This is a genomic window from Acinetobacter kyonggiensis (assembly GCF_900107285.1).
Taxonomy (GTDB): Bacteria; Pseudomonadota; Gammaproteobacteria; order Pseudomonadales; family Moraxellaceae; genus Acinetobacter; species Acinetobacter kyonggiensis.
Genome location: NZ_FNPK01000012.1, coordinates 52,472 through 77,580, shown reverse-complemented (window position 1 = coordinate 77,580; position 25,109 = coordinate 52,472). Strand labels below are relative to the sequence as shown.

At 34.8% G+C, this 25,109-nt stretch carries 21 protein-coding genes and 3 pseudogenes; 7 read left to right on the top strand and 17 right to left on the bottom strand.

From position 1 onward, the window contains the following. Positions 1 to 223 precede the first annotated feature (223 nt). The 5 genes and pseudogenes from BLV99_RS11060 to BLV99_RS18720 form a co-directional block, all read right to left on the bottom strand. Positions 224 to 3,658 carry an ATP-binding cassette domain-containing protein gene (locus BLV99_RS11060; RefSeq protein ID WP_092690596.1) on the bottom strand — a complete coding sequence of 1,145 codons (3,435 nt, stop codon included), beginning with the start codon at positions 3,656 to 3,658 and terminating at the stop codon, positions 224 to 226. A 2-nt stretch (positions 3,659 to 3,660) separates the two neighbouring features. Beyond that, positions 3,661 to 4,344 carry a class I SAM-dependent methyltransferase gene (locus BLV99_RS11055; protein WP_092690593.1) on the bottom strand — a complete coding sequence of 228 codons (684 nt, stop codon included), beginning with the start codon at positions 4,342 to 4,344 and terminating at the stop codon, positions 3,661 to 3,663. 8 nt (positions 4,345 to 4,352) lie between these two features. After that, a complete protein-coding gene (locus tag BLV99_RS11050) occupies positions 4,353 to 5,183 on the bottom strand; it encodes a TauD/TfdA family dioxygenase (RefSeq protein ID WP_092690591.1) in 831 nt (276 codons plus the stop codon). Beyond that, entirely contained in the window at positions 5,183 to 5,725 is a 543-nt protein-coding gene (locus BLV99_RS11045; RefSeq protein WP_092690588.1) for a glycine-rich domain-containing protein, read from the bottom strand. Before BLV99_RS11045 ends, BLV99_RS11050 begins: the two co-directional genes overlap by 1 nt. 230 nt (positions 5,726 to 5,955) lie before the next feature. Continuing rightward, positions 5,956 to 6,110: pseudogene (locus BLV99_RS18720) on the bottom strand (transposase); the annotation flags it as partial. 399 nt (positions 6,111 to 6,509) lie between these two features. On the opposite strand from BLV99_RS18720, the gene BLV99_RS11035 reads away from it, so the two are divergent. Next, positions 6,510 to 7,202, top strand: a complete 693-nt coding sequence (locus tag BLV99_RS11035) for a protein kinase domain-containing protein (RefSeq protein WP_092690582.1) — start codon at positions 6,510 to 6,512, stop codon at positions 7,200 to 7,202. 214 nt (positions 7,203 to 7,416) lie between these two features. Further along, a pseudogene (locus tag BLV99_RS18715) lies at positions 7,417 to 7,622 on the top strand (hypothetical protein); the annotation flags it as partial. Positions 7,623 to 7,706: 84 nt separating this feature from the next. Here the strand turns inward: BLV99_RS18715 and BLV99_RS11030 are convergent. The 8 genes and pseudogenes from BLV99_RS11030 to BLV99_RS10995 form a co-directional block, all read right to left on the bottom strand. After that, positions 7,707 to 7,847: pseudogene (locus tag BLV99_RS11030) on the bottom strand (transposase domain-containing protein); the annotation flags it as partial. 562 nt (positions 7,848 to 8,409) lie between these two features. Then, entirely contained in the window at positions 8,410 to 8,994 is a 585-nt protein-coding gene (locus BLV99_RS11025) for a TerD family protein (RefSeq protein WP_004649611.1), read from the bottom strand. Positions 8,995 to 9,006: 12 nt separating this feature from the next. Next, complete coding sequence (locus BLV99_RS11020; protein WP_086164895.1) at positions 9,007 to 9,729, bottom strand: TIGR00266 family protein; 723 nt, start codon at positions 9,727 to 9,729, stop codon at positions 9,007 to 9,009. Between the two features lie 9 nt (positions 9,730 to 9,738). After that, positions 9,739 to 11,025, bottom strand: coding sequence for a vWA domain-containing protein (locus BLV99_RS11015; RefSeq protein WP_092690580.1), 1,287 nt, complete (start codon positions 11,023 to 11,025; stop codon positions 9,739 to 9,741). 105 nt (positions 11,026 to 11,130) lie between these two features. Beyond that, complete coding sequence (locus BLV99_RS11010) at positions 11,131 to 11,709, bottom strand: TerD family protein (RefSeq protein WP_092690577.1); 579 nt, start codon at positions 11,707 to 11,709, stop codon at positions 11,131 to 11,133. A gap of 21 nt (positions 11,710 to 11,730) precedes the next feature. After that, a complete protein-coding gene (locus tag BLV99_RS11005; RefSeq protein ID WP_092690573.1) occupies positions 11,731 to 12,801 on the bottom strand; it encodes a DUF475 domain-containing protein in 1,071 nt (356 codons plus the stop codon). A 20-nt stretch (positions 12,802 to 12,821) separates the two neighbouring features. Continuing rightward, positions 12,822 to 13,397, bottom strand: coding sequence for a TerD family protein (locus BLV99_RS11000; RefSeq protein ID WP_086184167.1), 576 nt, complete (start codon positions 13,395 to 13,397; stop codon positions 12,822 to 12,824). A 43-nt stretch (positions 13,398 to 13,440) separates the two neighbouring features. Continuing rightward, the gene (locus BLV99_RS10995; protein ID WP_092690569.1) at positions 13,441 to 14,643 is read right to left on the bottom strand and encodes a TerD family protein; all 1,203 of its coding nucleotides are present in this window, start codon (positions 14,641 to 14,643) and stop codon (positions 13,441 to 13,443) included. Between the two features lie 294 nt (positions 14,644 to 14,937). Between BLV99_RS10995 and BLV99_RS10990 the strand changes: the two genes are divergently transcribed. The 5 genes from BLV99_RS10990 to BLV99_RS10970 are packed head-to-tail and all read left to right on the top strand — an operon-like array spanning position 14,938 to position 19,926. After that, entirely contained in the window at positions 14,938 to 15,954 is a 1,017-nt protein-coding gene (locus BLV99_RS10990) for an ATP-grasp domain-containing protein (RefSeq protein WP_092690566.1), read from the top strand. After that, positions 15,954 to 17,075 carry a phosphoribosyltransferase domain-containing protein gene (locus tag BLV99_RS10985; RefSeq protein ID WP_092690653.1) on the top strand — a complete coding sequence of 374 codons (1,122 nt, stop codon included), beginning with the start codon at positions 15,954 to 15,956 and terminating at the stop codon, positions 17,073 to 17,075. The genes BLV99_RS10990 and BLV99_RS10985 overlap by 1 nt, the downstream gene beginning before the upstream one ends. After that, entirely contained in the window at positions 17,065 to 17,844 is a 780-nt protein-coding gene (locus tag BLV99_RS10980; RefSeq protein ID WP_092690564.1) for an HAD family hydrolase, read from the top strand. The genes BLV99_RS10985 and BLV99_RS10980 overlap by 11 nt, the downstream gene beginning before the upstream one ends. Continuing rightward, the gene (locus tag BLV99_RS10975) at positions 17,837 to 18,997 is read left to right on the top strand and encodes a cysteine protease StiP domain-containing protein (protein ID WP_092690562.1); all 1,161 of its coding nucleotides are present in this window, start codon (positions 17,837 to 17,839) and stop codon (positions 18,995 to 18,997) included. Before BLV99_RS10980 ends, BLV99_RS10975 begins: the two co-directional genes overlap by 8 nt. Then, positions 18,994 to 19,926, top strand: a complete 933-nt coding sequence (locus BLV99_RS10970) for an HpcH/HpaI aldolase/citrate lyase family protein (protein ID WP_086184172.1) — start codon at positions 18,994 to 18,996, stop codon at positions 19,924 to 19,926. The genes BLV99_RS10975 and BLV99_RS10970 overlap by 4 nt, the downstream gene beginning before the upstream one ends. 2 nt (positions 19,927 to 19,928) lie before the next feature. Here the strand turns inward: BLV99_RS10970 and BLV99_RS10965 are convergent, their stop codons facing one another. The 4 genes from BLV99_RS10965 to BLV99_RS10950 all read right to left on the bottom strand — a co-directional run bounded on the left by BLV99_RS10965 (position 19,929) and on the right by BLV99_RS10950 (position 25,100). After that, positions 19,929 to 21,458: a helix-hairpin-helix domain-containing protein gene (locus tag BLV99_RS10965; RefSeq protein WP_092690560.1), complete on the bottom strand. Its 1,530-nt coding sequence runs from the start codon at positions 21,456 to 21,458 to the stop codon at positions 19,929 to 19,931. 27 nt (positions 21,459 to 21,485) lie between these two features. Then, on the bottom strand, positions 21,486 to 23,273 hold the full coding sequence (locus BLV99_RS10960; protein ID WP_092690557.1) for a PP2C family serine/threonine-protein phosphatase: 1,788 nt from the start codon (positions 23,271 to 23,273) through the stop codon (positions 21,486 to 21,488). A 40-nt stretch (positions 23,274 to 23,313) separates the two neighbouring features. After that, positions 23,314 to 24,366, bottom strand: coding sequence for a TerY-C metal binding domain-containing protein (locus tag BLV99_RS10955; RefSeq protein ID WP_092690553.1), 1,053 nt, complete (start codon positions 24,364 to 24,366; stop codon positions 23,314 to 23,316). A gap of 98 nt (positions 24,367 to 24,464) precedes the next feature. Further along, complete coding sequence (locus tag BLV99_RS10950) at positions 24,465 to 25,100, bottom strand: vWA domain-containing protein (protein ID WP_086164908.1); 636 nt, start codon at positions 25,098 to 25,100, stop codon at positions 24,465 to 24,467. Positions 25,101 to 25,109 lie beyond the last annotated feature (9 nt).

The following is a 25,109-nucleotide window of genomic DNA, read 5'->3' as shown; positions in this document are numbered from 1 at the left end:
GAACAGATTAAAAAAGCGGGACAAAAGCCAATATTCCAAAAAATCAAATACAAAACTCATTAACAATCTATGGATTGACATTTATATAAAATCATAAATTTAATGAAAATACATTTTCAAGTTGAAGCAATTCAAAGGTATTGCTACTAAAATAGAATTACGTAAGTTCTGTCACCTTAGTTTGTATCTTTATCTAATTTCCATTATAAAATATCAACACCCCCTAGTCATACTGATAAATGCTTTTACCATTCACTAGATAATAATTAATATCTTGAATATATCCCTCTCCAAAACAATATGGACACTCACAATCTATATTTGGGATGCTTTTATATTTTTCAAGAATTTTAAAAAGACCATTCCAAACTATTCGATCACCCAAAGCATTTTTTCGCCCATCTTTCGAAAGAAAAAATACATATGGATCTCCATAAAAATAATAATAACATTGAGAATCAGATAAATCAGACAACTTTTTATGAAAGTCAAAAATCATTTCTTCCATAAATTTTTTTATACTAACTTTAATTTTATATAAATCGCCTTTGGACAAATTAAATTTCTTATAAAACTCTAGGTCATCTAACAATATCTCATCATTAAATATTGAAATATCATATATCTTTCTATAACCAATTCCTCCACAATAACAACAAGAAGAATAATACTTATTAAAATAATTTTTATTAATTTCCCTAGGACCAACTATAATATTTTCTATATCAAGCAACCTGTTAGTATGATAATAAATCCTATCTCCATTTTTAATAATAATTACTCCACCGCCAATTGTGTTACAAAGATTTATATCATTAGTTTTTAAAAAAATATTTAAATAATTTTTATGGTCATACGTGACGCTCATTTTTTTTAATTCAATTTTTTGATCAAAATAAAAATACTCATCAAATCCAAAAGATTTTAAAGTATTTCTTATAGAATTAAATGCAGTTTTACTAACCGATTTAAAATGCGAAATTTCATCAAAAAATGGGCAAAAGAAATATTCCTTCTCATAACTTAGCGCATTTAATACTTCATTTTCATCCATATAATTTATTACTATAGGATTGCTTTTAATAGAGCTTCTTTCATGAAAGTTTTTAATTTTTTTAAAATAATGATCATCCATCCAGTCGGGTACATTAATTAAAGAATTATTTACAACAATTTGTGGTTCTGATCCAGTTCTATGCTTTTCAGGAAAAGTATAGAACTGGATATAATTACAGAAAGTGATTTCACCACCTTCTGGACCAGATTTTGGACCAATCTGAATTAAAAAATCTGAGTTCTTTATAAAGTATTCATTATGCTCCACTGCAATAACGGAACATTTCATTAAAAGTAGATCATCTATTAATTCTAAAAGCATAGTAATATCTGTATTACCCAATCCTTTGGAGGGCTCATCTAAAATCAATAAAGTGTCTTTATTTTTATTATTTTTGAAAAATTCTAACAAAAATTTTGCTAATTTAACTCTTTGTGCTTCTCCACCACTTAAACTAGAAGTTGTTCTTCCTAATGATAAATACCCAACCCCAAGCTTAATAAGTATCTCACTCAGTTTATTAATTTTTTTACTAATGTTTAATTGCAAAATTTCATGAAATGATAAATTTAGCAATTCATAAATATTATATTTACCATAAGAAACTGATAAACTTATGAAATTAAATTTTGTTCCAAAACATTTCTTACATATGGTCTCATCGCTATCACTTTTACCACGACATAATTCACAAGATCCTTCTATTGTATTTGGTGAAAAATTACTAATAGATAAATTTAATAATTTCGATGCATGTAAATTAGCGTAGATAGTTCGTATTTCATCAAACACCTCATTATAAGTTGCAACTATGGATCTGGAACTTTTATATAAGTCTTCCTGTGCCATATATATGACATTTAAATCTTTATGATTTTTATACTCATTCTGAATGCTTGCTATTAAACTAGATTTCCCACTACCAGATACCCCAATAACTGATGTTAAAACATTTAGTGGAAAATAAAAATCAATATTTTTTAAATTATTATTACTTACATTTGAAAAAAATAATTTTTGATCACTAGATAACTTATTTCTTAATATATTCTTCCTTATTTTATAATTATAATTATTTATTAAACTACCTCCATTAACACCTGACTCTGGACCAATTGAAATTAGCATATCACAATTTTCAATTAGATATTCTGAGTGTTCTATAAGAAAAATAGTATTATTTTGACTCTTTAGTTTATTTATTACATTAATAATTTTATTTTGATCTTGCAAAGATAATCCAGATGAAATTTCATCAAATATTATTATCGAATTACTAACATAATTAAAAAGTGCATTCAATATTTTTAATCGTTGCAACTCCCCCCCACTCAGCGTCTTAGTACTTCTGGATAATTTCAAATAAGATAGGGACAAATCTTCAATCATATTCAATATATTTATGATTTTTTCATCTCTTAAGAATATTTTTTTCAAGTCAATGAAGTTCAAATCATTAATTTGAAAGATATTCAAGCCATCTAATTTAATACTTAAAGCATATTTATTAAATCCTGTCCCTTCACAATCTAGACACATTTCCTTTCTAATATATTTTAAGATTACTTCGTGATTCTTATGATTAAGAACCTTTTCATTAATCAGTTTTTTTAGTTCATCCCGAATGTCATGTCTTAGACTAAAAAAATCAACATCATTTTGACCATCTCGTATTATTTTAAAAATTTCTTTATCTTGTAAATAAATATATTTATAAGCTTTACCATTATGCGGGAGGTTTATAAATTTTTCACTTACTGAGGAATTATTAATAAGTGATTCAAAATCAACAGTATCTAAAAAAGACTCACCATTGCATTTTGTACAACAACCATTTATTTTGCTAATTTTTGATCTTGTAAATAGTGATTTTCTAATTGACAAATATTCCTCATCACAAATATTACAAAAAGTTTGAATAGAAAAATCGTATATCATCTCTGAGTTTTCTACTAATAATATTTTTTTAACCTCTATATCATCTCGATTCAATAAACTACTATTAATTTCACCATAAATTGACTCATTCTTATATGTCCCATCCACCTTGATATTTATTTTTTTTATTTGATCATTGTAGAATTTCTCAATATTAAAAGCATTAATTGTTTTTATATTTATTTTTATGTCATCTTTCGAGTCCTTTATTTTATATAATATTTTTAGTTTAGTATTATTTGTTGATAAAATTTTTGAGAATACATCTTTAATATCACAAGTTGAGGGAACATAATTTCCACAAGAACAATGTATTTTCCCAAATTTGACAAATAACTGTTTTATAATTTCATTTACACCTGATACTGTTGATACAGTGGATACTTCTGACTTTAGTAATGATTTCTGGTTTATTCCAATTACTTTATTCAGATAAAAAAACTTCTCAAAATCGGGTCTACAATACTTATCATAATCTGTTGCTCTATTATTTATTATTTTTTCTCTACGGAAATACTCTTTTAATATTACATCAAACATTAAAGTACTTTTACCTGAACCACTTATACCTGTTACAGCTATTATTTTATTTATTGGTAGTTCCAAGCTAATATTTTTTAAGTTTTTTTCATTAGCATTAAGAAGTTGAAGAACTTGCGACATCCCTATTCATCCCATGAGTATTTTAGTTTTAGCATAACAAATAAAAGTTTATTATTTTCTGAAGACTCTATTAGATCTTCAATTTTTAGAAATTCCCTCTCCTCATCATAAGAAAAAACTAAGGGATAAACAATTGGTAATTTTTTAACTGCTACTCTAAATCCCATATCAAAAAATACCTTTGATATTTCAGATGGTGAATAATTATATGCATTATATTCTTCTTCAACATCTATTCTAACTTTCCGTCTTTCCCACGTTGGATTATTTATATGACACCCAACAGTGAATAAATAATACCCACCTTTTTTTAATTTATTAAATATTTCATTTGCATGATTAGTTAAGTCTTTAATTGTATAGACTACTTCTTGCGAAAAAAATAAATCTTGGCTTTCATCTTCTATATTATCAAAATTATCATAACTAATGAAATTAGCATCTATTCTTTTTAATTTGCAAGTTTCAATAAGTTTTTTTTGTTTCTCAACACCTATAATATTTATACTAGGATATTCATGATTAAATAATTCAACAAAACTTCCATCACCACAACCAAAATCTACTACATTTTCGACTTTAGTCAAATCTACTAATTTTTGGCATTCTAAAATCATTGAATGCCAAAAACTAAAATTTGACTTATTTTTTAAATATCTCGGTATACTAAACGTACTCTCATTCATATTTGGCTTCAAATTGCAAAACTAACAAATATTTCTCGACTAAAAATTCTACTACCAATATCTATACCGATACTACATTCTGTACGATCATGCAGTGTTGATTTATTATCAAAAATTAAAATATCTCCTTTTTTCAAGAAAATACTTTTTTTAATTTCATTACAGTGCTTCAAAAAATCGTAAATCATCTTACTTTCGCTATACGCTTGAATTTCATTAGTAGATTGATAGTGATACTTAATTCTATCCAAATCAAATCTAACTTTATATTGATTATCTTCAAGATATAAAATAGGTTTTTTAATCTCTATTACCTTTTTATCCATACTTTCATAATTTATTCCTAATGACCTAAAACTAACCTCATGTGTCATTAACTCATCTAACAACTCTGGTGCATCGTATTTCAGCTTTCCTATTAACTCTCTTATAACAACAATACCATTTTCAACATCAAATACTGGATCTTCGGTTATTACTTGTATGAAACCTATATTTGGTTGTTTCTCTAAATCAATTGCATCATCGTTGTGTAAGGTAAGTTGATGGCTAGCACACCCTGTATAAGAGCAATCTACTTTAATACCTGTATATTCTATATTCCCATAATATTCGCCAAAGAAATATACAAATGCTTCTAACTGTTTTGCAGTACTAAATGGCGTATTCTGTAGTACAATAAATTTTTCATTTATTAGCATTTTTTTTAAACTATCAATTAAAAACATAAAATCTTCCTTCTCAAGAAGATTTTTATAAATTTCCATTGGAGTATTTGATATTTCTAGCCAATCTTTGAAATTGGCATAGAAATCATTTGATAAAACTACATTTGGCATTAACGGCAACTACCGCCATTTCCAGAACGACAACCACAAGAAGCTGATAATTGCCCTTCATAGCCCAAGTATTCACGCGCAAAATGCTGTTTATATAACTTCTTCGTTAATTCAAATCCACTTTCTAAAACCGTCTCACTTTCCTGTTCAGTTAGTCCAAAATAAGGATAGTGATGAATAAACTCCCCTTTAATTACTTGACAATCTGCCATATACTTTCTAGTGTCTAAAATATGAACATGCCAAAACTCATCTACCAACTCACTCGGAGCGAAAGATAAGTTTTCGTAATGAACTTGCAATGTTAACCATTCTTTATATAGCTTTACACTATGGTTGATCTTTTCATTAGTCCAACCATATTCTTTTTCTAGTTTATAGCAATGTGGAACAAAATTAAGGCTATTAACTTTTTCAAATGTTTTGTTAATTAAATTTTGATCTATAAATTTATTATCAGCAAGAACTGTGTTAATTGCTTCTCTAGAATTTTTTCTAAATAACTCAGCTTTCTCAAATGTATAATCTTTAAGCAGTCCCATTTTTATCCTCATTGTAAAGTGTTGATATAAATTTACATATTATCAAATAAATTAGTTTATACAAACTCTATACAAATAATCTTTATCCCTTTCTCCGCAATGCATTGGAATATAAGGTGATAACTCCCCACCATCTTTGAAAAATCATGAATTCAAATGATACGAAGTGTTGTCTTAAAATTAAATCACCCCAATTTATAAACCAGAATTCGATGTAATTGGACGTATTCTCAATTAAGCCAGATCGTTGTTGAAGCAAGGTAGATCGCTGATAAGAAGTTTTGAGCCATTTATCATAGCGTGTGGCAATACCACGATACTGCTTGAGCTTGGCAAAAAAGTTCTCGATCAGATGTTTTGCCTTGTAGAGATATCGGTCATAATCATGCTGATCAATAGAATTACTTTTCGCCGGCATCACAACTTGACCCTTTGCCTCTAAAATTGGATCAATGACCCGATCCTTGGAATTGCAGACTTTATCCATAAGCCAGGTGCAATACATTAGCACCATTTAAGTAATGGACCTACCTAGCAATGAGATAAATCCTGTCGGGTTACCTAAAGCATCAGTACGGGCATGAATTTTGGTGCTTAAGCCACTTTACTGCGGCCAATCGCCTAATTTTTTTCCCAACACTGTAATATGCTCCATGGAAAAGCTCTTGTTTATGGAATTTTGTCTTAATAAGCAATATTTTTAATGATAAGGGATTTCTTCATATTTTTAGGTTGAATTCAAGTTACTTAATTATTTAACTAAAAATATTTTTAGGATTTTTTTATGACTACTATTACTGACTTCCTTCATAAAAACGGGTATCGAATTACTGAAAGCTCACCTAATGGATACATTAATGGTTATATTGCAGAAAAAGAAAACTCAACTTACTTTATAAAACATATCAATGATAGACGTAGAAATAAAAAGACAATTAAAGATATTCTGATTGAAGTTTCTAAATTAAACCATTCTAACATACTAAAAATACATGATATATTGACACTAGATCAAAACAATATTTTTTGCATATATACACATATAAATGCTCTAACACTTAACAAATATATAAAATCAAAATATTACAATACCTATGACAAAAAGTATGAAAAACTAAAAGTAATTTTTATGAGAATTGCCAAAGCAATCGATTATTTACATAAAAATAAAATTGTCCATGCTGATATTATAGGTGCTAACATCTTAATTGATCAAAACAATAGCCCTATAATTATTGATTTTGATTTTGCATTAAAAACAACAAAAAAACTCAGTCTTGAAAAAAGTATAGATATACTAAGTTTTAAAGTAATGGTTTTCCAAATCATATTTGAACAGATTTTTATAGGAAGTAAGTATAAAGATTACTTAGAAAAAGATATTTTACAAAAGCATACGTTTATTATTCCTAGGATAAAAAAGTGCCAGAAAAAGTATTTTTCAACTTGTGAAGAATTCATAAAATATCTATTTTAGCCTTTAAATTCTAGAAATTATCATATAGGGTAACAATGGTTAGCCCAAAATCATAAAATAACCTGAAGCCTATTATTTTTAGGGGGATTACCCAAGGCACCTCCCCCTGAAACTATAGCTGATTACTTAATTTAGTAGCACATCAAAAACCTTATAAAATGGTATTTTACGAATATATTTACGTGCTACAGCCTTTAGAATTTAGCTATCTTACTCAAGCTATCTGCATTTAATGCACTATGCAATCAGTTATCAGCTGAATCAAAATGCACAGCCCACTACCTAAAGAAGCTTATTTCAATATTCTAAAATATGATGAGTCCGTTAAAATCCAGTTCGGCAACGGGCAATCAAGCAGCTTTTTTAAAACTCCCCAGAGACCGTTACAAACTTCAAGATCATCAGTATCAACCACTACAATAATATTCCACTGATTCATTCATGATTGGCGCAAATGACTCCGAAAGTAAGCATCTCTGATAAACCCCTTGCTTGATTTCAATTTCAGGCGGGCTTCCAGTGATGTGGTAGCAGTTCTTCAATCTGGCTCATTTTCTGCATTGGCAGTCTTTTCAGCACCTCACTCAAATAAGCATACGGATCCAGTCCATTCAGTTTTGCAGACTGGATTAAGGTCATGATATGTTAAATGGAATATAAATCACCGGCATAAACATTAATAAGAATTATCTTCAACAGACCCTAGTATATTTTTATTATTCATCATTAAAATAAGCCTTGAAATGTAGGTGACTTTTAGAAAACCTAAAACCCAAAATGAAGTGACCACAATAACATTAAATGATCTCAATTGATCAAAATTTCACCCCATAAAAATTCACACACTACCAATAAAATCAAATACTTATACTTAATGTTATTTAATGGAATAAATCTCGGCGACCTTGCCAAGGTTGGGGTCGAGAGTTCGAGTCTCTTTTCCCGCTCCAAATTCAAAAAAAGCCCTCATCGAAAGATGGGGGCTTTTTTTATGTTTAAATATATTTAAATTCAATATGTCTGATGCAGATTGATTCTTTCTTGGCGCAAGATAATTTAACTTAATCCTGCTTAAGTGAACGACTCTAAAACTTCAAATTTAATGGTTTCACCTTAAAAAATTTATAAAACAAAGTCATATATACTTAAAAAGCCTGACAAACCAAGTTTTTGATTCATCAAGCCACTTTAACGAAATTAAACTACTTTATAAAATAGGTAAAATGGATGGAACCATATCCTGAATGGTTTTGCCATTACAGGTTTCGCCTAATGCAGACATTTTCCATGCACCATTGTGACGATAAACTTTAGCAATAATTAACGCGGTATAATTACCTTTTGCTGAAAGATTATATTTTGCAATTTCAACATTGGTTGTAGCGTCAACTACACGGCAAAAAGCATTTTCAACTTTTTCGAAAGTTTGCCCACGGAAACTGCTGATGGTAAATACAATTGATTTTACTTGGCTCGGAACTTGAGTCAGATCCACATGGATCGCTTCATCATCACCTGCGCCATCACCAGTACGATTGTCGCCAGAATGCTTGATACTGCCATCACGACTCTGTAATTGACCGAACCAAATGCTATCTAACGCTTTGTTGTTCTCATCAAAAACGATTGCAGAGGCATCGAGATCAATCGAATCCCCGCCACCACCGAACATACCCAGTAAACCGCCTTTTTTTGCGACATCCCAACCTGCGCCAAGAAATATTTTAGTTAAAGATGAACCATCACCTTTCTCTAAAGAAATTTTTTGACCTTTAACTAAACTAATGCCCATTGATAATTCACCTCAGTTTGAATTTGAATGACCACGACCTAAAGCCGTAGCTAACCACTGTAAATAACTCGCACGATTACGTGAACACACAATTACTTTGCCATGTCCACGAAACTTAATCACTAAACCTTCACCACTCGTAAAGCTATTGACGATATTGCCAACAAAGCCACCACTGCCCGAACTTGGAATGCCAATATTATAATTTAACGATGCATCCCAAGCGGTAACATGACCATTGTCGATGGTGACTTCACCTTGCTCTGGTGTAATATCCAGTTCGAGTAAGGTTCCACTACCAGAAATACAGACTTTACCCTGCCCACTGGTTTCCATGACCACAAAACCGCCCGTGCCCCCAAACAATGCACCACCTATATTACTTTGCACTTTTGCTTTGATCATGGTGTGTTCGGTTGCTGCAACAAAAGAGCCATCAGATAAAATATACTGCCGTTGACCCACATCAAGAATCTGCATATCACCATCCAAATTTGGTGATAACAAACACTCTCCAGCCCCCTTAACGGCTTTAATTTGCTGTTGAAACAAAGACTCTCCAGAGGTAAATTTACGCATAAATGCTTGGAAAATTCCGCCACGTAATTTACCGCCAACTTCAAGATTCTGTTCAACCATAACCATGGCATCAGATTCACAATAGATTGCTTCACCTTGCTTCATACTGACATGTAAAAAGGGTTCTGGACTGCCAACAAGATTAAATTCTGCCATTATATTTACCTATCCACTCACGATATTTTTATTTTTTGCTTCTGTTAACCATATCGGAAATTCCTGAAGTAAAAAATCGTATAACATTGATTCAGAAATACTTTTAATATTATCTATTTTAAAGAAATTACAATTATCTACCACTCTGCCTTCCATGGTATCTAATTTTTCTAACACACCGTAATTTCGCCCCCCAATACCTACAAATTGCCAAAATATCGGTTGTGATGATGCCTCTTGTAAAATTTTCTTAATTTTTCTAGCTTCAGAAACACCACCATCAGAAATAAAAACAATATATACAGGTAAGTTTGATGAACTGTCTTTATTAAAATAAGCCAATACTTCTTCAAGAACGGCAGGCTCATTATTATAGCCAGCTCCCGCATTCCATTTTTTATAGCCTCCTTGTTCTGAAGCTATATAGTTATTTAAATTATCAAGACGCACATCATTTAAACGAAGTGCTTTTTCTGCAAATGCCCAGCACTCAAAACTCCCATCATCATCAAAATTCAAAGCCAAAGGCATAATTCGATCTAGCACTTGTTGTACATCACCCGATTTATATTGTTGGTTCATTGAACCTGAATAATCGAGAACCAAAGCAACACGCGCTTTGATGTCCAACAGATTGTTTTTTTCTAAACTCATCAATGATTTTTTAGTGAGATCTAATAGATGTGGCGCCACATTTTCAATTTTATCTAAAATCACTTTTTTCTTTAAATCAAGTTTAGCAGCGGGATGAATAGGAGAAGAGATCTCTTCAGCAACCTGCCCTCCAAAATAAGCAACTAACGCCTTTAATCCGCCATTAAAACCTTGTCCAATAGCAGCCATTCGCCACAGATCATTTTTAAAGTAAATTTCAGTCAGCATGACCGCTTTTTCTTGGCTAAAATTTGATGGATTTAATTGGTAATTGGCCAAAACTTCGCCTTGCTGATTCACAAGAGAAATTTGACCACTTTGAATATTTTGCATCATGGCTTGATCATTCGCCACTGTTGCACAAATCACAAATCGTGGGGTCTGTGCTACGTTGATTTTACTTAAATCAAAAGTAAATAAATTGGCGTTTTCTTGCTGATGATATTGCACTTCACCGTAAGGTGTCTGAGGTTGATTATAAAAGGTCATATAATCATCATTGAAAAGTTTATCGTTTTGTCCCACAGCAAAACTGGATATATCGACATCAAATGATGCGTTAAAGTGCACACGTAAAGTAAATTTCGTATTATTTTGAATCAGTTGATTTAGCGCTATTTTTTGTCCAGAAACTAACTGCATTTTGATTCTCTAATTTAGTACTTGAAAATAATTCAATATAAATAGATCTATATCAATTACTTTCAAGTACTAAAAGATGACTCTTTTAGTACTTAATTTATTTACTTAAACTGCAACACCATAACTTCCTGCTAAAGCGCCAAGACCACCATTAAAGCCTTGACCGACTGCTTTGAATTTCCATTCACCATTGTGACGATATAATTCACCAAAAATCATCGCAACTTCAGTGCTACCATCTTCAGATAAATCAAAACGAGCCAATTCTTCTGCATTCGCATCTTGGTTAATCACACGGATATAGGCTTTATCAACCATACCGAAGTTTTGACCATTTTGCTGTCCTTCATGAATTGTCACAGCAAAAACAATTTTTACAACTTCTTGAGGAACCTTAGAAAGGTCGACAGAAATTGTTTCATCATCGCCCTCACCATCGCCAGTACGGTTATCGCCTTTATGGTTAACCGATCCACATGGTGATGTTTTTTGATTGAAGAAAATAAATTCACCATCTAAACGAACTTTACCGTCCTCACCCGTTAAGAATGCGACAGCATCTAGATCGAATGCTTTACCATCAGTTGCGCGTGGATTCCAACCTAAACCCAAGTCGACTTTATTCATTGTCGGAGCAGTTTTGGAAAGATTGATATTTCCGCCTTTTGATAAATTAATAGCCATTTTTGTTTCCTTAACTTTCGTTTATGAAGATTGTTGCTTTTTACTATATGAAATTGAAGAGATGACCGCCCAAACAATAAAGGCAACACCCACCAATCCTGTAATAACCTCTGGAATATGTAATCCTGTGCCGCTCGCCAGCATAATGAACGCAAGTGCACCAATTGCATAATGTGCACCATGTTCTAAATATACATAAGCATCAAGCGTACCTTTTTCAACAAGGTAAATTGTCATTGAGCGGACAAACATCGCACCAATGGCAAGACCCAGCATAATAATTACCACATCACTGGTAATTGCAAAAGCACCGATTACACCATCGAAACTAAAAGATGCATCTAATACTTCTAAATATAAGAAACCACCAATACCACCTTTGACAATCGTGCCTGTTGCAGTTGTGCCATTTGATTGCTCAGATTCATCATCATTGCTACTGCCTTCTAATAGATGACCAATGACCTTCACCCCCACATAGACGACAATACCCCAAATTCCAGCCATCACTACCACCAAACGTGATGCATCAGGGATGTAGCTTGCGAGAATAAGTAGAACCACCAATGAAATGAAGACTGAAATCGCTTGAATATTGCCTAAATCGGCTAATCTTGATTCAAGCCAATGAAACCAATGTTCATCTTTTTCATCATCAAACAAGAAGTTCAGAAATACCAACAATAAGAACATGCCACCAAATGCTGCGATTTCAGCATGATGAGCCATCAGTTTTTCTGAATAAGACTTGGGATCATTTAACGCCAATTGAGCAACTTCGATCATGCTCATATCGGCGGTGACACCGACAATAAGCAACGGGAAAATGAGTCGCATACCAAAAACAGCAACGATAATACCCACGGTTAAAAACAGGGTTCGCCAAAATTGGTTCCAATGTTTCAATACAGAGGCATTAACGACTGCATTATCAAAGGAGAGTGATACCTCCATGACCGCTAAAATTGCAGTAATAGCCAATACTTTGAACATTGCCATTAAGCCTGCTTGGGGGCCATGAGTAAAACCCCAATATGCCGAAATGGCCAAGCAGATAATGCTAAAGATGATCGAAAAACGGAAATGTTTCATTTTTCACCTAAGAATAGCGTTTAAATACTGATGCCATATTGACGGCACATGGCACTTAAACCACCGTTATAACCTTGACCTACAGCTCTGAACTTCCATTCACCGTTATGACGATATAACTCGCCAAAAATCATCGCTGTTTCTGTCGAGTAATCTTCATTTAAGTCAAAACGTACAATTTCAACATTCGTTTGATCATTGACGACGCGAATAAACGCATTTTGCACTTGTCCAAAATTTTGACCACGGCTTTCTGCATCATGAATGGTGACGGTAATGGCAATTTTTTGCACTTCAGTGGGCACTTTAGCCAAATCAATTTTAACGGCTTCATCATCACCATCACCTGCGCCCGTACGGTTATCGCCAGTATGTTCTACAGAACCTTCTGGAGAGCGCGTTTGGTTATAAAAAATAAAATCTGTTTCACCACGAACTTTGTCGTTTGCGGCCAATAAAAATGCCGAAGCATCCAAATCAAAATCTACGCCATCAGTAGCCCGAGCATCCCAACCCAGCCCAATCAAGACTTGGTTGAGTGATGGATCAGTTTTACTTAAAGATAGATTTCCACCTTTATTTAATGAAATCGCCATAATTTTCCCTCTTCTTTATTACATGTAAATTAAATTGATACAGTTAATCTTTTGAACCTTGAGTCCAACGGAAACCAAAGCGATAAAACTTATCTAAAAATTGTTGGTCTTTGAAATAACGGACTTCTCGATTGGCTTGAATTTCGCCATTTATATTTTTTAATTCTACAATTGCACAAGTCGTTAATTGATTACCTTCGGTTAAACGCACCTCAATTTCAGGTTGATCGGGAAGACGAATGGTGACTACACCATCTGTTGCGGCCCATTGTGCTGCACCTTCATAAATATAAGCATAGATCACAATGCGCTCAATCCGATCCCATTGATTGCCATTAATATATAAATTTTCACCATTAATCGATGCGCCCGTGCGGTCATCTGCATCTAATTTGATATAAGGGACTTGTTCAAAATGACCAAAGCGATTTCCAAGGGGTTGAACTAAATCAATACTGCCATCTTTAAGCTGCACCATTGCACCCAAATCTAGGTCGATTGAATTGGAACGGGTTAGTTTTTGAAAAAAGGATTCGGATTTAGGTGCGGATTTATTCCAGTTTAAATTCACCAAAATTTTGCCAAAACCTGTGCCTTTTTTGGTTAAATTAATTCTAGAATTATTTTTGTCTAACTTAATTTTTGACAAATTAAGACTCGACTTTGTTGGTGTTGGTGTTGGTGTTGGTGTTGGTGTTGGTGTTGGTGGAATGTTACTTTGAGTCTCTTCAATCACGACACCAAAGTTTTCAGCCAAAGGTTTCAAACCGCCATTAAAGCCTTGATTGATAAATCTAAATTTCCACTTATCGTTATGCTTATACACCTCAGCCAAAATTAAGGCTTTTTCAGTTTTGGCTTGAGTCTCTACGACTGCATTGGCGATAATTTGACTCCCCGATAAAAGCTCCATATGAATAGGCGATATTCGACTAAAATTATTCGGTTCATTGATCGTTGCACATAAGGTGACTTTTTGAATTTCTGGATCAAGCAATGCTGTATTAATTTTAAGTTGAGTTAAATAGGGATCATTTGATGTAGATTGAACCAACACAACACTCTGATTCGGTGTTTGAGCTTGTCCATAGAAAATCATATCTTGGTCACCGCGCACTTTTTGCGTACTTTGTGCTAAAAGATATGCCGTAAGATCAAGCTCAATTTGTGTAGAAACACTTGTTTTTATTAATATTTCAACAGTCTCAGAGACTAAAGCAATATTCCCACCAGCAACAAGTTGCATAGACACCCTCTTAAGAGATCGTAATATTTTTTTAATTCATTAAATATATGAATTATTAATATAAAAATTGAGATTACTCGTCAAAAAACGAGTTAAATAAGCTTCTATTGTTTTAACATATTTTTTTTAAGCTCAATAGCAAAATTGAGTTTTTTAATCACTTTCTGCAATTGCATATTTGGCCTTAGAAAATCATTGCGCCAACAGCATGAAAAATTATATATTCCTGACGCGGTATATATCAAAAGCACAAATTAATAATTGTTATTCAAGAAACTTGAGATCAAATCAACTGTGAAATCGCACTACAACATCTGGATTGCTGAAAGTTATTCCTGTCAAAATGACATTATTCAATTATTAAAACGCTCAAATTTAACTGACCATCTGACAATTTTTTGTTCTCATAGCAAACAACGCCCTGAACTAAAACTGCACGCAGATCATTTTTTTCAACAACCTCCCGTTGAAGACAGCGCAACTTGGCTTTTAGAACAATGTAAAGTGCATGCCATTCAACTTCTATTTTGTGGAAAACACGGTCAATTTATTGAAAAATTTCGTGAAGAATTTGCTCGTCATGATATTCAACTCATAACGGGTGCCATTGGCGTTACACAACAGGAAAACATTAACAATAAATTTTTATTTGGACAAATTTGTGAAAGTTTGAACTTACCCAACATTCCTGCCACAAAAGTGGATAATCCAGTTGGATTAAAGCAAGCGATTGAAGAGTATCAACAAAAATATTCACATATTTGTGCAAAACCAGTGTATGGCGTATATGGTTCTGGTTTTGTCCAACTGTTGAATGACGTTTCATATTTTAAGCAATTTCAACTCAATACGCAGTGTAATACGCAACAATTTATAGAAGCATATGCTCAATTAGATCAACCTATTGAATATTTAATTATGCCTTTTTTAACTGGGCAAGAATGTTCTGTCGATATTGCCTGTAGCCATGGGGAAATTTTAGCCTTAGTGACTCGAATTAAATTTAAATTTTATCAGGAATGCTATATCGAGCATCCTTGTCATGAAATCTGCAAAGTTCTGGTCCAACATTTCCAATGTGATGGATTGATCAATGTGCAATTTAAGCAAAACAATCAGGGTGTATGGCATATTTTAGAAATTAACCCTCGCCCCGCAGGCGGTTTTGCCTATACACAACATACGGGTATTAATTTAATTGCAGAATTGATGGCTAAAAAATTGCAATTAGTACTGCAACACACTGAACTGCTTCCCGTCGTTCAAGTTTTACCCATTACACAAAGTATAAAAATGGATTGCAAGCATTGATAAAACATATTGATTTAAGTCGTGGTCGTATTAGTGTGACTGTGAATCAGCATCATCCACAATGGAAATTGGATGATTTGCTCAGCTTTGCAGAAAGAATTAATCCCAAACGTGCATTTTTATTTGTTTCTAAAGTTCTTGGAAAACATATCCCCGTTGCACCGTCGACTATGCAAAGAAGTTATCAAGACCTTGCTGCAATCGTTCCTAAAGATCTGCCCTATCCAATTAGTGTGATTGGTATGGCAGAGACCGCAGTGGGTTTAGGGGCAGGCGTTTATCGCGAGCTCAAACAAGATTTTGGGCAAAATGCCATCTTTTTAACCACCACGCGGCATCCAGTTGAAACGTTGCCTACGCTAGGTTTGTTTTTAGAAGAACATAGCCATGCACAAGATCAATTTATTTTATCCAGCCATGATCCGCTTAAGCATCAACATATTATTGCATCAAAAACGCTCATTTTAATTGATGATGAAATTTCAACAGGAAAGACCTTTAGAAATTTAATCTTGAGCCTGAAAAAATCGGGTTTACAACAGGTAGAACGGATTATTTTGGTGACTTTGGTCAATTGGGCGGAACAACATTTAGTCACTGATGACTTAGGAATTCCTGTTGAAGTCGTGTCATTATTACATGGTCATTGGCAGTGGCAGCAGAACCAACAACATATTGACATTGATATGCCAGATGTTAGTTCAACCCAACAGCAAGCACAAAAAATTATTGCCCCTCATGATTGGGGACGTGAACCAACCTTTCTCAATTGTAGCGCTTGGCAAAATATTCAGCCCACTCGGCCTAATGAAAAAATCTTGGTCTTAGGTTCAGGGGAGTTTAGCTGGATTCCATTTTTGATCGCCGAGCAATTAGAGCAGCAAGGTGCTGAGGTCTATTACAGTTCAACCACGCGCTCTCCCATCAAGCAAGGTCATGCCGTTGAAAGTATTTGTGCATTTAAAGACAATTATGGACTGAATATTAATAACTATGCCTATAACGTTAAACATCAACAGTTTGATCGGGTTTTATTGGTCATTGAAACAGCACAGAATAGCGTTGACCCTCTCCTGTTTGAACAAATAGAAAATTTGGAAATTATTAGTTATGAATCCTAAGCCGTTAATTTTTGTTGACTTAGATGACACGCTGTTTCAAACAAATCGTAAAAGTACCCCGACACCACTACATAAAATTGCCACACTAGATCAATTTGGCGAGCCGCTGTCTTATATGCTTCCCAAACAGCAAATTTTCGTGAATTGGTTGTTGGCATCTGCTGATGTTATTCCTGTGACTGCACGCTCAGTTGCAGGCTTGCAGCGCGTACATCTTCCTTTTTTGCATGGTGCTGTATGCTCACATGGTGGAACCATTTTAGCGGCAGATCAGCAAGTTGATCAGGAATGGCTTGCTATCCAGCACAAGGCAGCAGCTGAACTGGATGAATTACTGAGTAATTTACCAGCGCTCTTGCTCGATTATGCCAAACCATTTGGTTCAATTCGAACTTGGACGATGGAAGAAAATGGTGGGAAAGTTTATACCGTTGCCAAGCAAAATGATCCTGCGCCTTTATTCCTGCACCAAATGATTGAAAACTTACCCGCTGAAGTACTTGAACACTGCTATGTGCATATCAATGGCAATAATTTGGCGATTATTCCCAAATTTGTGTCTAAACAAAAAGCGGTGGAATTTTTTATCAATAAATATGACCCAAATCGCGAACGTGCCATTTTAGGTTGGGGCGACAGTTTGTCTGATGCAGGCTTTTTAGGCTGCTGTGATTGGTTTGGTATGCCTAAAAATAGTCAGCTGGATAAGTTTTTAATCCAAAATCTAGTACAAGATCATCATTCAAAAGGATATTTAGGACATGTATAAAAACCATGCGTTACCATCTAGTCTTAAAACACTGGGTTTCCATGGCTCTTATCGACCTGAAGATGTGACCTTTTTGCTCAATATTGATGAAATAGACCCGACACCAGTCGCTGAAAAAGAATACCTGATTCAATCAGGAAAAAAACATTACTCCCAAATGATTAGTGTCGAGCATCCGCCTACAGATGAGCAAATGCGACATTTTGAATACGCCTTTGAGCAAGGTGCTGAACGTCTGGCAAGTGATGTGCAGAAGATTGGCAACTCACTGATGGTTCGATTTCCCAAGCAACCGATTATTTTAGTCAGCTTGGTTCGCGCTGGTGTGCCTTTAGGGGTACTACTGAAACACTATATTCACAAGCATCAGGATTGTGAGCATTACGGGATTAGTATTATCCGTGATCGCGGTATTGATTTTGCAGCATTGCAGGCGATTATCGAACAACACGGCGCGGAAAATATTGTTTTTGTCGATGGCTGGACAGGTAAGGGTGCAATTTGTCGAGAATTAACCCAAAATTTGGCAGATTATCCGGCATTATTTGATGCAGGATGGGAGGTTCCTCGCCTTGTGACCTTAGCCGATTTAGGCGGTTATTCATGGCTAAGTGCCAGTTGTGAGGACTGGCTGATTCCGTTTGGGATGCTAGGATCTGTGATTTCAGGTTTGATCTCACGGACTATTTTAAAAGATACCATCGATTTCGATCTGGCAAAAAGAAATTGCTTCGATCCAAATCATTGGCATAGCTGTTTAGTTTATCAACATCTGGCTCAGCATGATATTTCGGTCGAGTTTACAGACAAAATTTTAAATATTATTCAACAAAATCCGCATACCGATTTGGCAGATTGGAATAATCACATTCGACTCAAGCAACAAAAAATTTGTTTAGACACGATTGATTGGATTTCTGACACCTATATGATTAAAAATATTAATCATATTAAACCCAGCATTGCAGAAGCCACACGTGCTGTATTAAGACGCATTCCTGAAAAAATATTAATCCGTGATCCATCCAATCCGCATGTACAATTGCTACTCCATTTTGCCAAAGAACAGAATATTCCCGTAGATATTTTAGGTGCCAAGTTAGGTCCATATCATGCAGTGACTCTGATAAAAAAAGTCGAGAAAAATAAATGAAACAACTGCAACATGCGATTGAACTGGGTGCAACCATGTATATTCCTGCAACCCATGAGCAATTATGGAACGTGACTGAAGGCATTAAATTTCCGATACTAAAATCTATTGCGGTCTGTTTAGAAGATGCCGTATTGGAAAAAGATGTTCAAACTGCAATGGTCAATCTAAAGCTTTTATTACAAAAGCGCTTAGAGCAACCCAACTTAAAAGCACCTGCACTCTTTATTCGCCCTAGAAATATTGAAATGGCGAAACACATTGTCGATTGGGACTTAAATCACACTTACAGTGGCATGATTTTACCCAAGTTTACGCTGCACGATCTAAAACAGTGGATGGAAGTGCTACCGCCCAGCATTAACCTAATGCCAACGCTTGAAACCAAAGAAATTTTTGATATGGGGCATAATATGGAGCTTAATCAAGCACTCAAATATGACTTTCATAAAACCCTATGTCTAAGAATTGGCGGTAATGATCTGTTGTCCTGTTTGCATTTACGCCGTCCTAAAAACAGTACAATTTACCAAACGCCAGTGGGCATGTTAATTTCACAATTGGCAGGCTTATTTATTCCATCTGGCTTTCAACTCAGTTCACCAGTCTGTGAACATATTGACCATACGCAATTGCTGATGGATGAATTATGCCAAGATATGAATAACGGGATTTATACCAAAACCGCCATTCATCCCTCGCAAATTGAATATATTCATCGCGCCTTTCAAATCAATAGCGAAGAATTTCATGAAGCAGAGCAAATTTTATCGAAAGATGCTAAAAGTGTATTTAAAAGCCACGGCTCCATGTTAGAACCAGCGACCCATCGTAATTGGGCAGAAATGATTTTATTACGCTATAAAACTTTTGGTTTATGTAAGTCTCAAGCATCTATCCAAGATAAATTCATGCTCAATACATTTTAATACTAAGCTTCAACCATCTGTACTACAGCCAAACGGCCACCCTCTTGTTTTGAAAGTAAAATTTGAACGCCATTTTTGAGTTCAATTTTACCTCCAATCGGGATCACCGTTTTGGTTGTCACATCTGTCAAATCTGTAAGACCCTCATTGACTAACCACCAACGCTCATTATGCAAGACAAAATAGCCTTTACGTGTCGTTTGTTCTGATGTTAAACGCTCATTGGGTGCAATCATATTATTGGCATGCCATGCAAATAAAGACTGTCCTGTCCAAACCATTAAACGATGATTATCGGGTCTATAATTCCCTTGTTGACGCGCTGAATAAAGATTCAAAATCGGTAATTTACCGATAAAAGCGGTATTACAAAATGGGCATTTTGGCTGAGTTGTGTTATCAAATACATACCATTTTTGACTACATGCTGCATTGTGACAGGGTTGGATTAAATCGACCGTTTTAACTAAGGCTGTTTCCCAATCATTGGCAGATGGACGTTTACTTGGCTCATGTAAACCCTCAATAAAACTCTTATTAAATAATTCTGTTAAATAGGGTCCAGTGACTTGATATGAAATTTGACTGGGATCAGCCCAAGGTAATTGTGATGATTTCAATTGATTAGACTTCACCTGATTACTATGGTCCGTTGGGTGTTCAACAAATAATGCTTTTTCCCCCATGCCCATATTTTCATCTTTTTGTGGATCATCCATATCATGAATTTTGCCACCGCGCAGTGGATGTCTATATAGCAAATACATATAGATCAGCACAGCTAAAGCATGTTTATCTGTTGCAATACTGGGCAAAAACCGCTTTGGATCTTCTTTAGATAAATGATTGGTCATCACCACTTCAGGTGCAATAAAATCAGGCGTACCCACAACATCAGGCGGATATTTTCCTGGAACGACTAAACCATCCACATCAATTACACAAGCACTGCCTGTCACGGGATCAATCAGTACATTTTTATAAGATAAATCCGAATGTGCTAGACCAGCAGCATGCATTCGACGTACAGCCCGTGAAATTAAAATACCGATTTTCAGGTAATTCAGCCAACTTCCTTTTTCGCGATCATCTAAAAAGCGGTTTTGGTTATTGGCACTCGCAAACCACTTCCCTTCCTTTTCCTTGCCTTTGATTTTTAAAAAATCGTTATTTTTTGAACCATAAGCAAAAAAGTAATATTTCTTATAAGTAGGCGCGGTGATTCCTAACAAATCATTGTATTCAATGAGTCCATCAGGCCAACAAAAAATATTTTTCCAATAATCACCACCGACCCCATTAAAAATACCATCCCACTTATTGCCAACAATTTCTTTTAAGCGATCTTTTTGCTGTTCTAATGCTGCTTTTGATTCATAAAATTTATTTTTTTCTTTACTGAAAAAGCAGACCACATAACTACGGTCAGGGGAAAAATAAACATCTTTCATTGCGCCTGAAGCAATAACCTCATCAACAAATTCAATTGCTCTACCATCTACAGTGTTGCACTTAATAATCTTTGCAGACATATGTATTCACCTGATCTTTAAACTATTTTACTGAAGCAACTCTGCCTTATTTTTATTGCAAAGTACCGCCAAGGTACGATCATCATGATGGCCTGGCGTAAAGAAATGCATCCACTCCAAAAGCTTACTTGCAGCATTTTCAGTGTGTAATAAAGGGACTAACTGCGCATATAAGTCTTTCCATTTTTGCTGGTTTGCCAATCCAACCTCTGTTTCAAAGATAGGATCTGAAATCCCATCGGTCATCACCATGACTGCATCAATATTGCTATAACATCCAATTTTGATCCGAGCGCCCAATTCTTGCCCAATACTGCGGTCTAAAAACTTGGTTTGACCTGCATATTCGCCACCATCCGCAACATTCATAATGCGAACCAGCGCATCGCTATAGGCTGCAATGACGCCATCACCGACTGAAAAAGTGCTCATAAAAGTTTTATCTTTCTGGTGACACAGTACCGCGATTAATAAAGTTGTTGAAAAGGCCTTAGCAGCCACACCCATGTCTTGAGCCTGTTGTTCTATTTGAGTGATAATAGATTTATAAATTTCATAATAAACATGAAAAAATTGTTGATTCAATTTATTTGCAATGACTTTGGTTTGCTCATCTTGACCACCCACTCGCCATTTTTGGATATCCTCATTTAAAGAGTCAATGGTGTAATCATGTAAATAACGCTGGAATTCACTTTGCACAATTTCCACGGCAATACGTGAACCTTCCCTAGAATACTGTGCACTCCCCGCTCCATCAGCAACAGCAATCACTGACCATGCGCTATTCGGAATATGCATGATGGTAAAATCATCATCACGAAATGTCCCAGCATGTTCATGTGAGCGACCACGTCGACTGGCAGCAATAAGCTTATAATTTTCAGTCTGTATCATTTTTTGTTCTGTATGGGTTTTAATAAATGGCTGTTCTGCTTCAGGCTCAAGTACTTTCCATAAATTTCGTGGATCAGGAATAATATTCATTTTGCACTTTGCCGTGCGAGTCTCATTTTTAATACAGTATTGAAAAGAAAAGATTAGTTCTTCTGCTATTTCAGGCTTACCTTGGACAGTCTGTGTTTCATCATCAAAATAAAAATCATGCTCAGCAAATTTAAAACTGTCTGATTTAAAAGTAATCTGTTTAGGATCGTGCTTAGACATCACCATAATGCTTGATTGGTATGGTTGACCTACACGAGCATTCTCGACCTGAAATTTTACTTCATCTGCAAATACGTTATTAAATACGTCGGTCATTTCAGCTCTATTTTTATTTTGATTGAGGGTACTTGTATCTATGTGAATAGCATCTTGAATATTCACTTGATCTACGACTGATTCCGTTTTGTTGAAATGAGGCTGTAAAATCGTACCCATATCATCGACTTTATTTTCAATTGATTGACCTAAATCAGGATGTTCAGTTTCACGATGATCTTCTAATCTCACCACCGCAGACTGTATTTTATCGCTTTCCTCTGGCATTAAAAAAAGATTAGATATTTTTTCTGCTGTATTGACGGGATCATGATTGGATTGAAGAACGGGTTCTATAATGGCAGTCTCAAGCGCTTCAATTTCGGTCAATTTTAATGGCGCAGCGGCTGTTTTTTGAGCAAAGTTTTGCTTTTGTTCAGGTTGGGAAATTCCGATTCCTAAACCCGATTTTGGGTTAAGGCGCAAGGCTTGTAATAACTTGGATAATTGTCCTAAATTTTCATCAGTAGAAATATAGCGAATAAATTGATCATTCAATCCTATTTCATTTTTTTCTAACAATGTTTTTATTTTACATTTAAATTCAATCATCACTTTCCCCCAGTCTGAACCATTTTGCTATTTTTATGCCTTAACCTTGCCCACGAGTGAGATTAAAATCTTCCCCTGATGCAGAAAAACTAATTTGACGCAGACACCATGGACAAACTGCAAATTCACTGTATCCGTCATAGCACATCAAATTGCCACATGCACACATTGCAAAAGCTGTTTCAGCATAACAATGAGGGCAATTAGAACCGCCCTCTAAAACAGAGGTATTAATTTTAGGCTTTTCAGCAGCATGATCTGTCCAACTAAAATAATCTTCTGAAATACCTGCACAGGTTTGTAATTTAAAATTGTATAAATTGATATTTACATCAGAAAGCTCGCCATACTGTAAGTGACGTGTATATTTTAAAATATAAGGATGATGAAGCTTTTGACAACGTCCTATAAATGTAACCGTACGATCATCAACCCGACCTTTTCGGAACGAAAGCTTTTCCTTAGCCAAATGCATATACCGCTCATCCAATGGCAAAAGATCTTGTTTTTCTTGATTATTCCCAACACTAATACTCTGTGAAACAACCGAAGCACTAATCCATTTACATAGGCTTTTGACATATTCATGATCAATCTGGGTCAGTGAAATACAATTTGTTGTTAAACGTTTTAATATGGAAAAATCAACATCTTGTCCCAAACCAATAGCGACTAATGTCACTTTGTTTTCATATTTAGCGTTCCAACGAGAAATCGCATCTTCATAATCATCTGTCGGACGACCATCCGTAAATAAATATACAATCGGTTTCCAGTCCCCTTTGACATCTGCCGTCGTTCTCATCACAGAACGTTCAATTTCTTTCGCCAAATGATCAAGTGCTTTGCCTAAATGTGTACCTCCCCCCAAAGGAAGTTCACAACTTCTATAAGCAAAAAGCTCTGTCAACGGTACTAAAGTCCGTACAATTCCTGCATAAGCAAGCACTGAAACATAGACCGTTTCTAAAGCATAGGGATCGGTACGCAAACCACTCATGATAAAGTCAATGCCTTCCTGTACTGCCTGTAAAGGCTGTCCAGCCATAGATTCAGAACAATCAATGACGAAAAAAACGGGTAATCGGCGCATATTTTCACCTAGGTTATTTTTGTTATATCAATCAAATATAAAGTGTTGGGATATTCAAAAGACAGCTATGAATGGTGCATATGTCTTTTGAATACGGACTATAAAACCAACTGAATTTCCGATGGCGGTGGCGGTAAAGAAATAGAGTCAGTGACTCCAGCACTGCTACTCCCCGCAACCACACTGGCTGAAACCCACTTAAAGAAACTTGAAAAAGAATTAGAGTCCATTGTGTCGAGTACAACCACCTGATTGGTTAGCTGTAATAAAAATTCTGTTTTCGCTTTCGGTCCCGCAGCACAAGCGACAATACTCGCAAAGTTTAATTGCTGAATGACGGGTACAATTTGTTGATAGGCATAAACGTCCGACGGTGAACCATCGGTCATTAAGAATAATAATGGACGCCAATCTCCTCTTTGTTCGTCTGTCGTTTTTTTAACATTTTGCTGAACTTCATGCGTTAACAACTCCAAAGCAGCACCCATAAAAGTTGCACCCACATTTGGTACATCAATATCAGGAATTTGGATTTGATCTAAAGGCGTTAAAGGCAAATATACTTTTGCGTCCATATCAAATGTGATGACACTCAAATGTACACTTTCTAAAGCATAAGGATCCTGCCTTAATGCGCTGAGCATAGACTGAAGCCCAACATTGAGAGAATGAATCGGTTCTCCTCGCATAGAACCCGAGGTATCAAGCAAAATATAAACTGGTAGACGACGCATTTTTATCTC

Excerpts from the sequence above, each read along its gene's own strand:
- BLV99_RS11060 (WP_092690596.1), bottom strand. The coding sequence starts at position 3,658 with ATGTCGCAAGTTCTTCAACTTCTTAATGCTAATGAAAAAAACTTAAAA.
- BLV99_RS11055 (WP_092690593.1), bottom strand. The coding sequence starts at position 4,344 with ATGAATGAGAGTACGTTTAGTATACCGAGATATTTAAAAAATAAGTCA.
- BLV99_RS11050 (WP_092690591.1), bottom strand. The coding sequence starts at position 5,183 with ATGCCAAATGTAGTTTTATCAAATGATTTCTATGCCAATTTCAAAGAT.
- BLV99_RS11045 (WP_092690588.1), bottom strand. The coding sequence starts at position 5,725 with ATGGGACTGCTTAAAGATTATACATTTGAGAAAGCTGAGTTATTTAGA.
- BLV99_RS11035 (WP_092690582.1), top strand. The coding sequence starts at position 6,510 with ATGACTACTATTACTGACTTCCTTCATAAAAACGGGTATCGAATTACT.
- BLV99_RS11025 (WP_004649611.1), bottom strand. The coding sequence starts at position 8,994 with ATGGGCATTAGTTTAGTTAAAGGTCAAAAAATTTCTTTAGAGAAAGGT.
- BLV99_RS11020 (WP_086164895.1), bottom strand. The coding sequence starts at position 9,729 with ATGGCAGAATTTAATCTTGTTGGCAGTCCAGAACCCTTTTTACATGTC.
- BLV99_RS11015 (WP_092690580.1), bottom strand. The coding sequence starts at position 11,025 with ATGCAGTTAGTTTCTGGACAAAAAATAGCGCTAAATCAACTGATTCAA.
- BLV99_RS11010 (WP_092690577.1), bottom strand. The coding sequence starts at position 11,709 with ATGGCTATTAATTTATCAAAAGGCGGAAATATCAATCTTTCCAAAACT.
- BLV99_RS11005 (WP_092690573.1), bottom strand. The coding sequence starts at position 12,801 with ATGAAACATTTCCGTTTTTCGATCATCTTTAGCATTATCTGCTTGGCC.
- BLV99_RS11000 (WP_086184167.1), bottom strand. The coding sequence starts at position 13,397 with ATGGCGATTTCATTAAATAAAGGTGGAAATCTATCTTTAAGTAAAACT.
- BLV99_RS10995 (WP_092690569.1), bottom strand. The coding sequence starts at position 14,643 with ATGCAACTTGTTGCTGGTGGGAATATTGCTTTAGTCTCTGAGACTGTT.
- BLV99_RS10980 (WP_092690564.1), top strand. The coding sequence starts at position 17,065 with ATGAATCCTAAGCCGTTAATTTTTGTTGACTTAGATGACACGCTGTTT.
- BLV99_RS10975 (WP_092690562.1), top strand. The coding sequence starts at position 17,837 with ATGTATAAAAACCATGCGTTACCATCTAGTCTTAAAACACTGGGTTTC.
- BLV99_RS10970 (WP_086184172.1), top strand. The coding sequence starts at position 18,994 with ATGAAACAACTGCAACATGCGATTGAACTGGGTGCAACCATGTATATT.
- BLV99_RS10965 (WP_092690560.1), bottom strand. The coding sequence starts at position 21,458 with ATGTCTGCAAAGATTATTAAGTGCAACACTGTAGATGGTAGAGCAATT.
- BLV99_RS10960 (WP_092690557.1), bottom strand. The coding sequence starts at position 23,273 with ATGATTGAATTTAAATGTAAAATAAAAACATTGTTAGAAAAAAATGAA.
- BLV99_RS10955 (WP_092690553.1), bottom strand. The coding sequence starts at position 24,366 with ATGCGCCGATTACCCGTTTTTTTCGTCATTGATTGTTCTGAATCTATG.
- BLV99_RS10950 (WP_086164908.1), bottom strand. The coding sequence starts at position 25,100 with ATGCGTCGTCTACCAGTTTATATTTTGCTTGATACCTCGGGTTCTATG.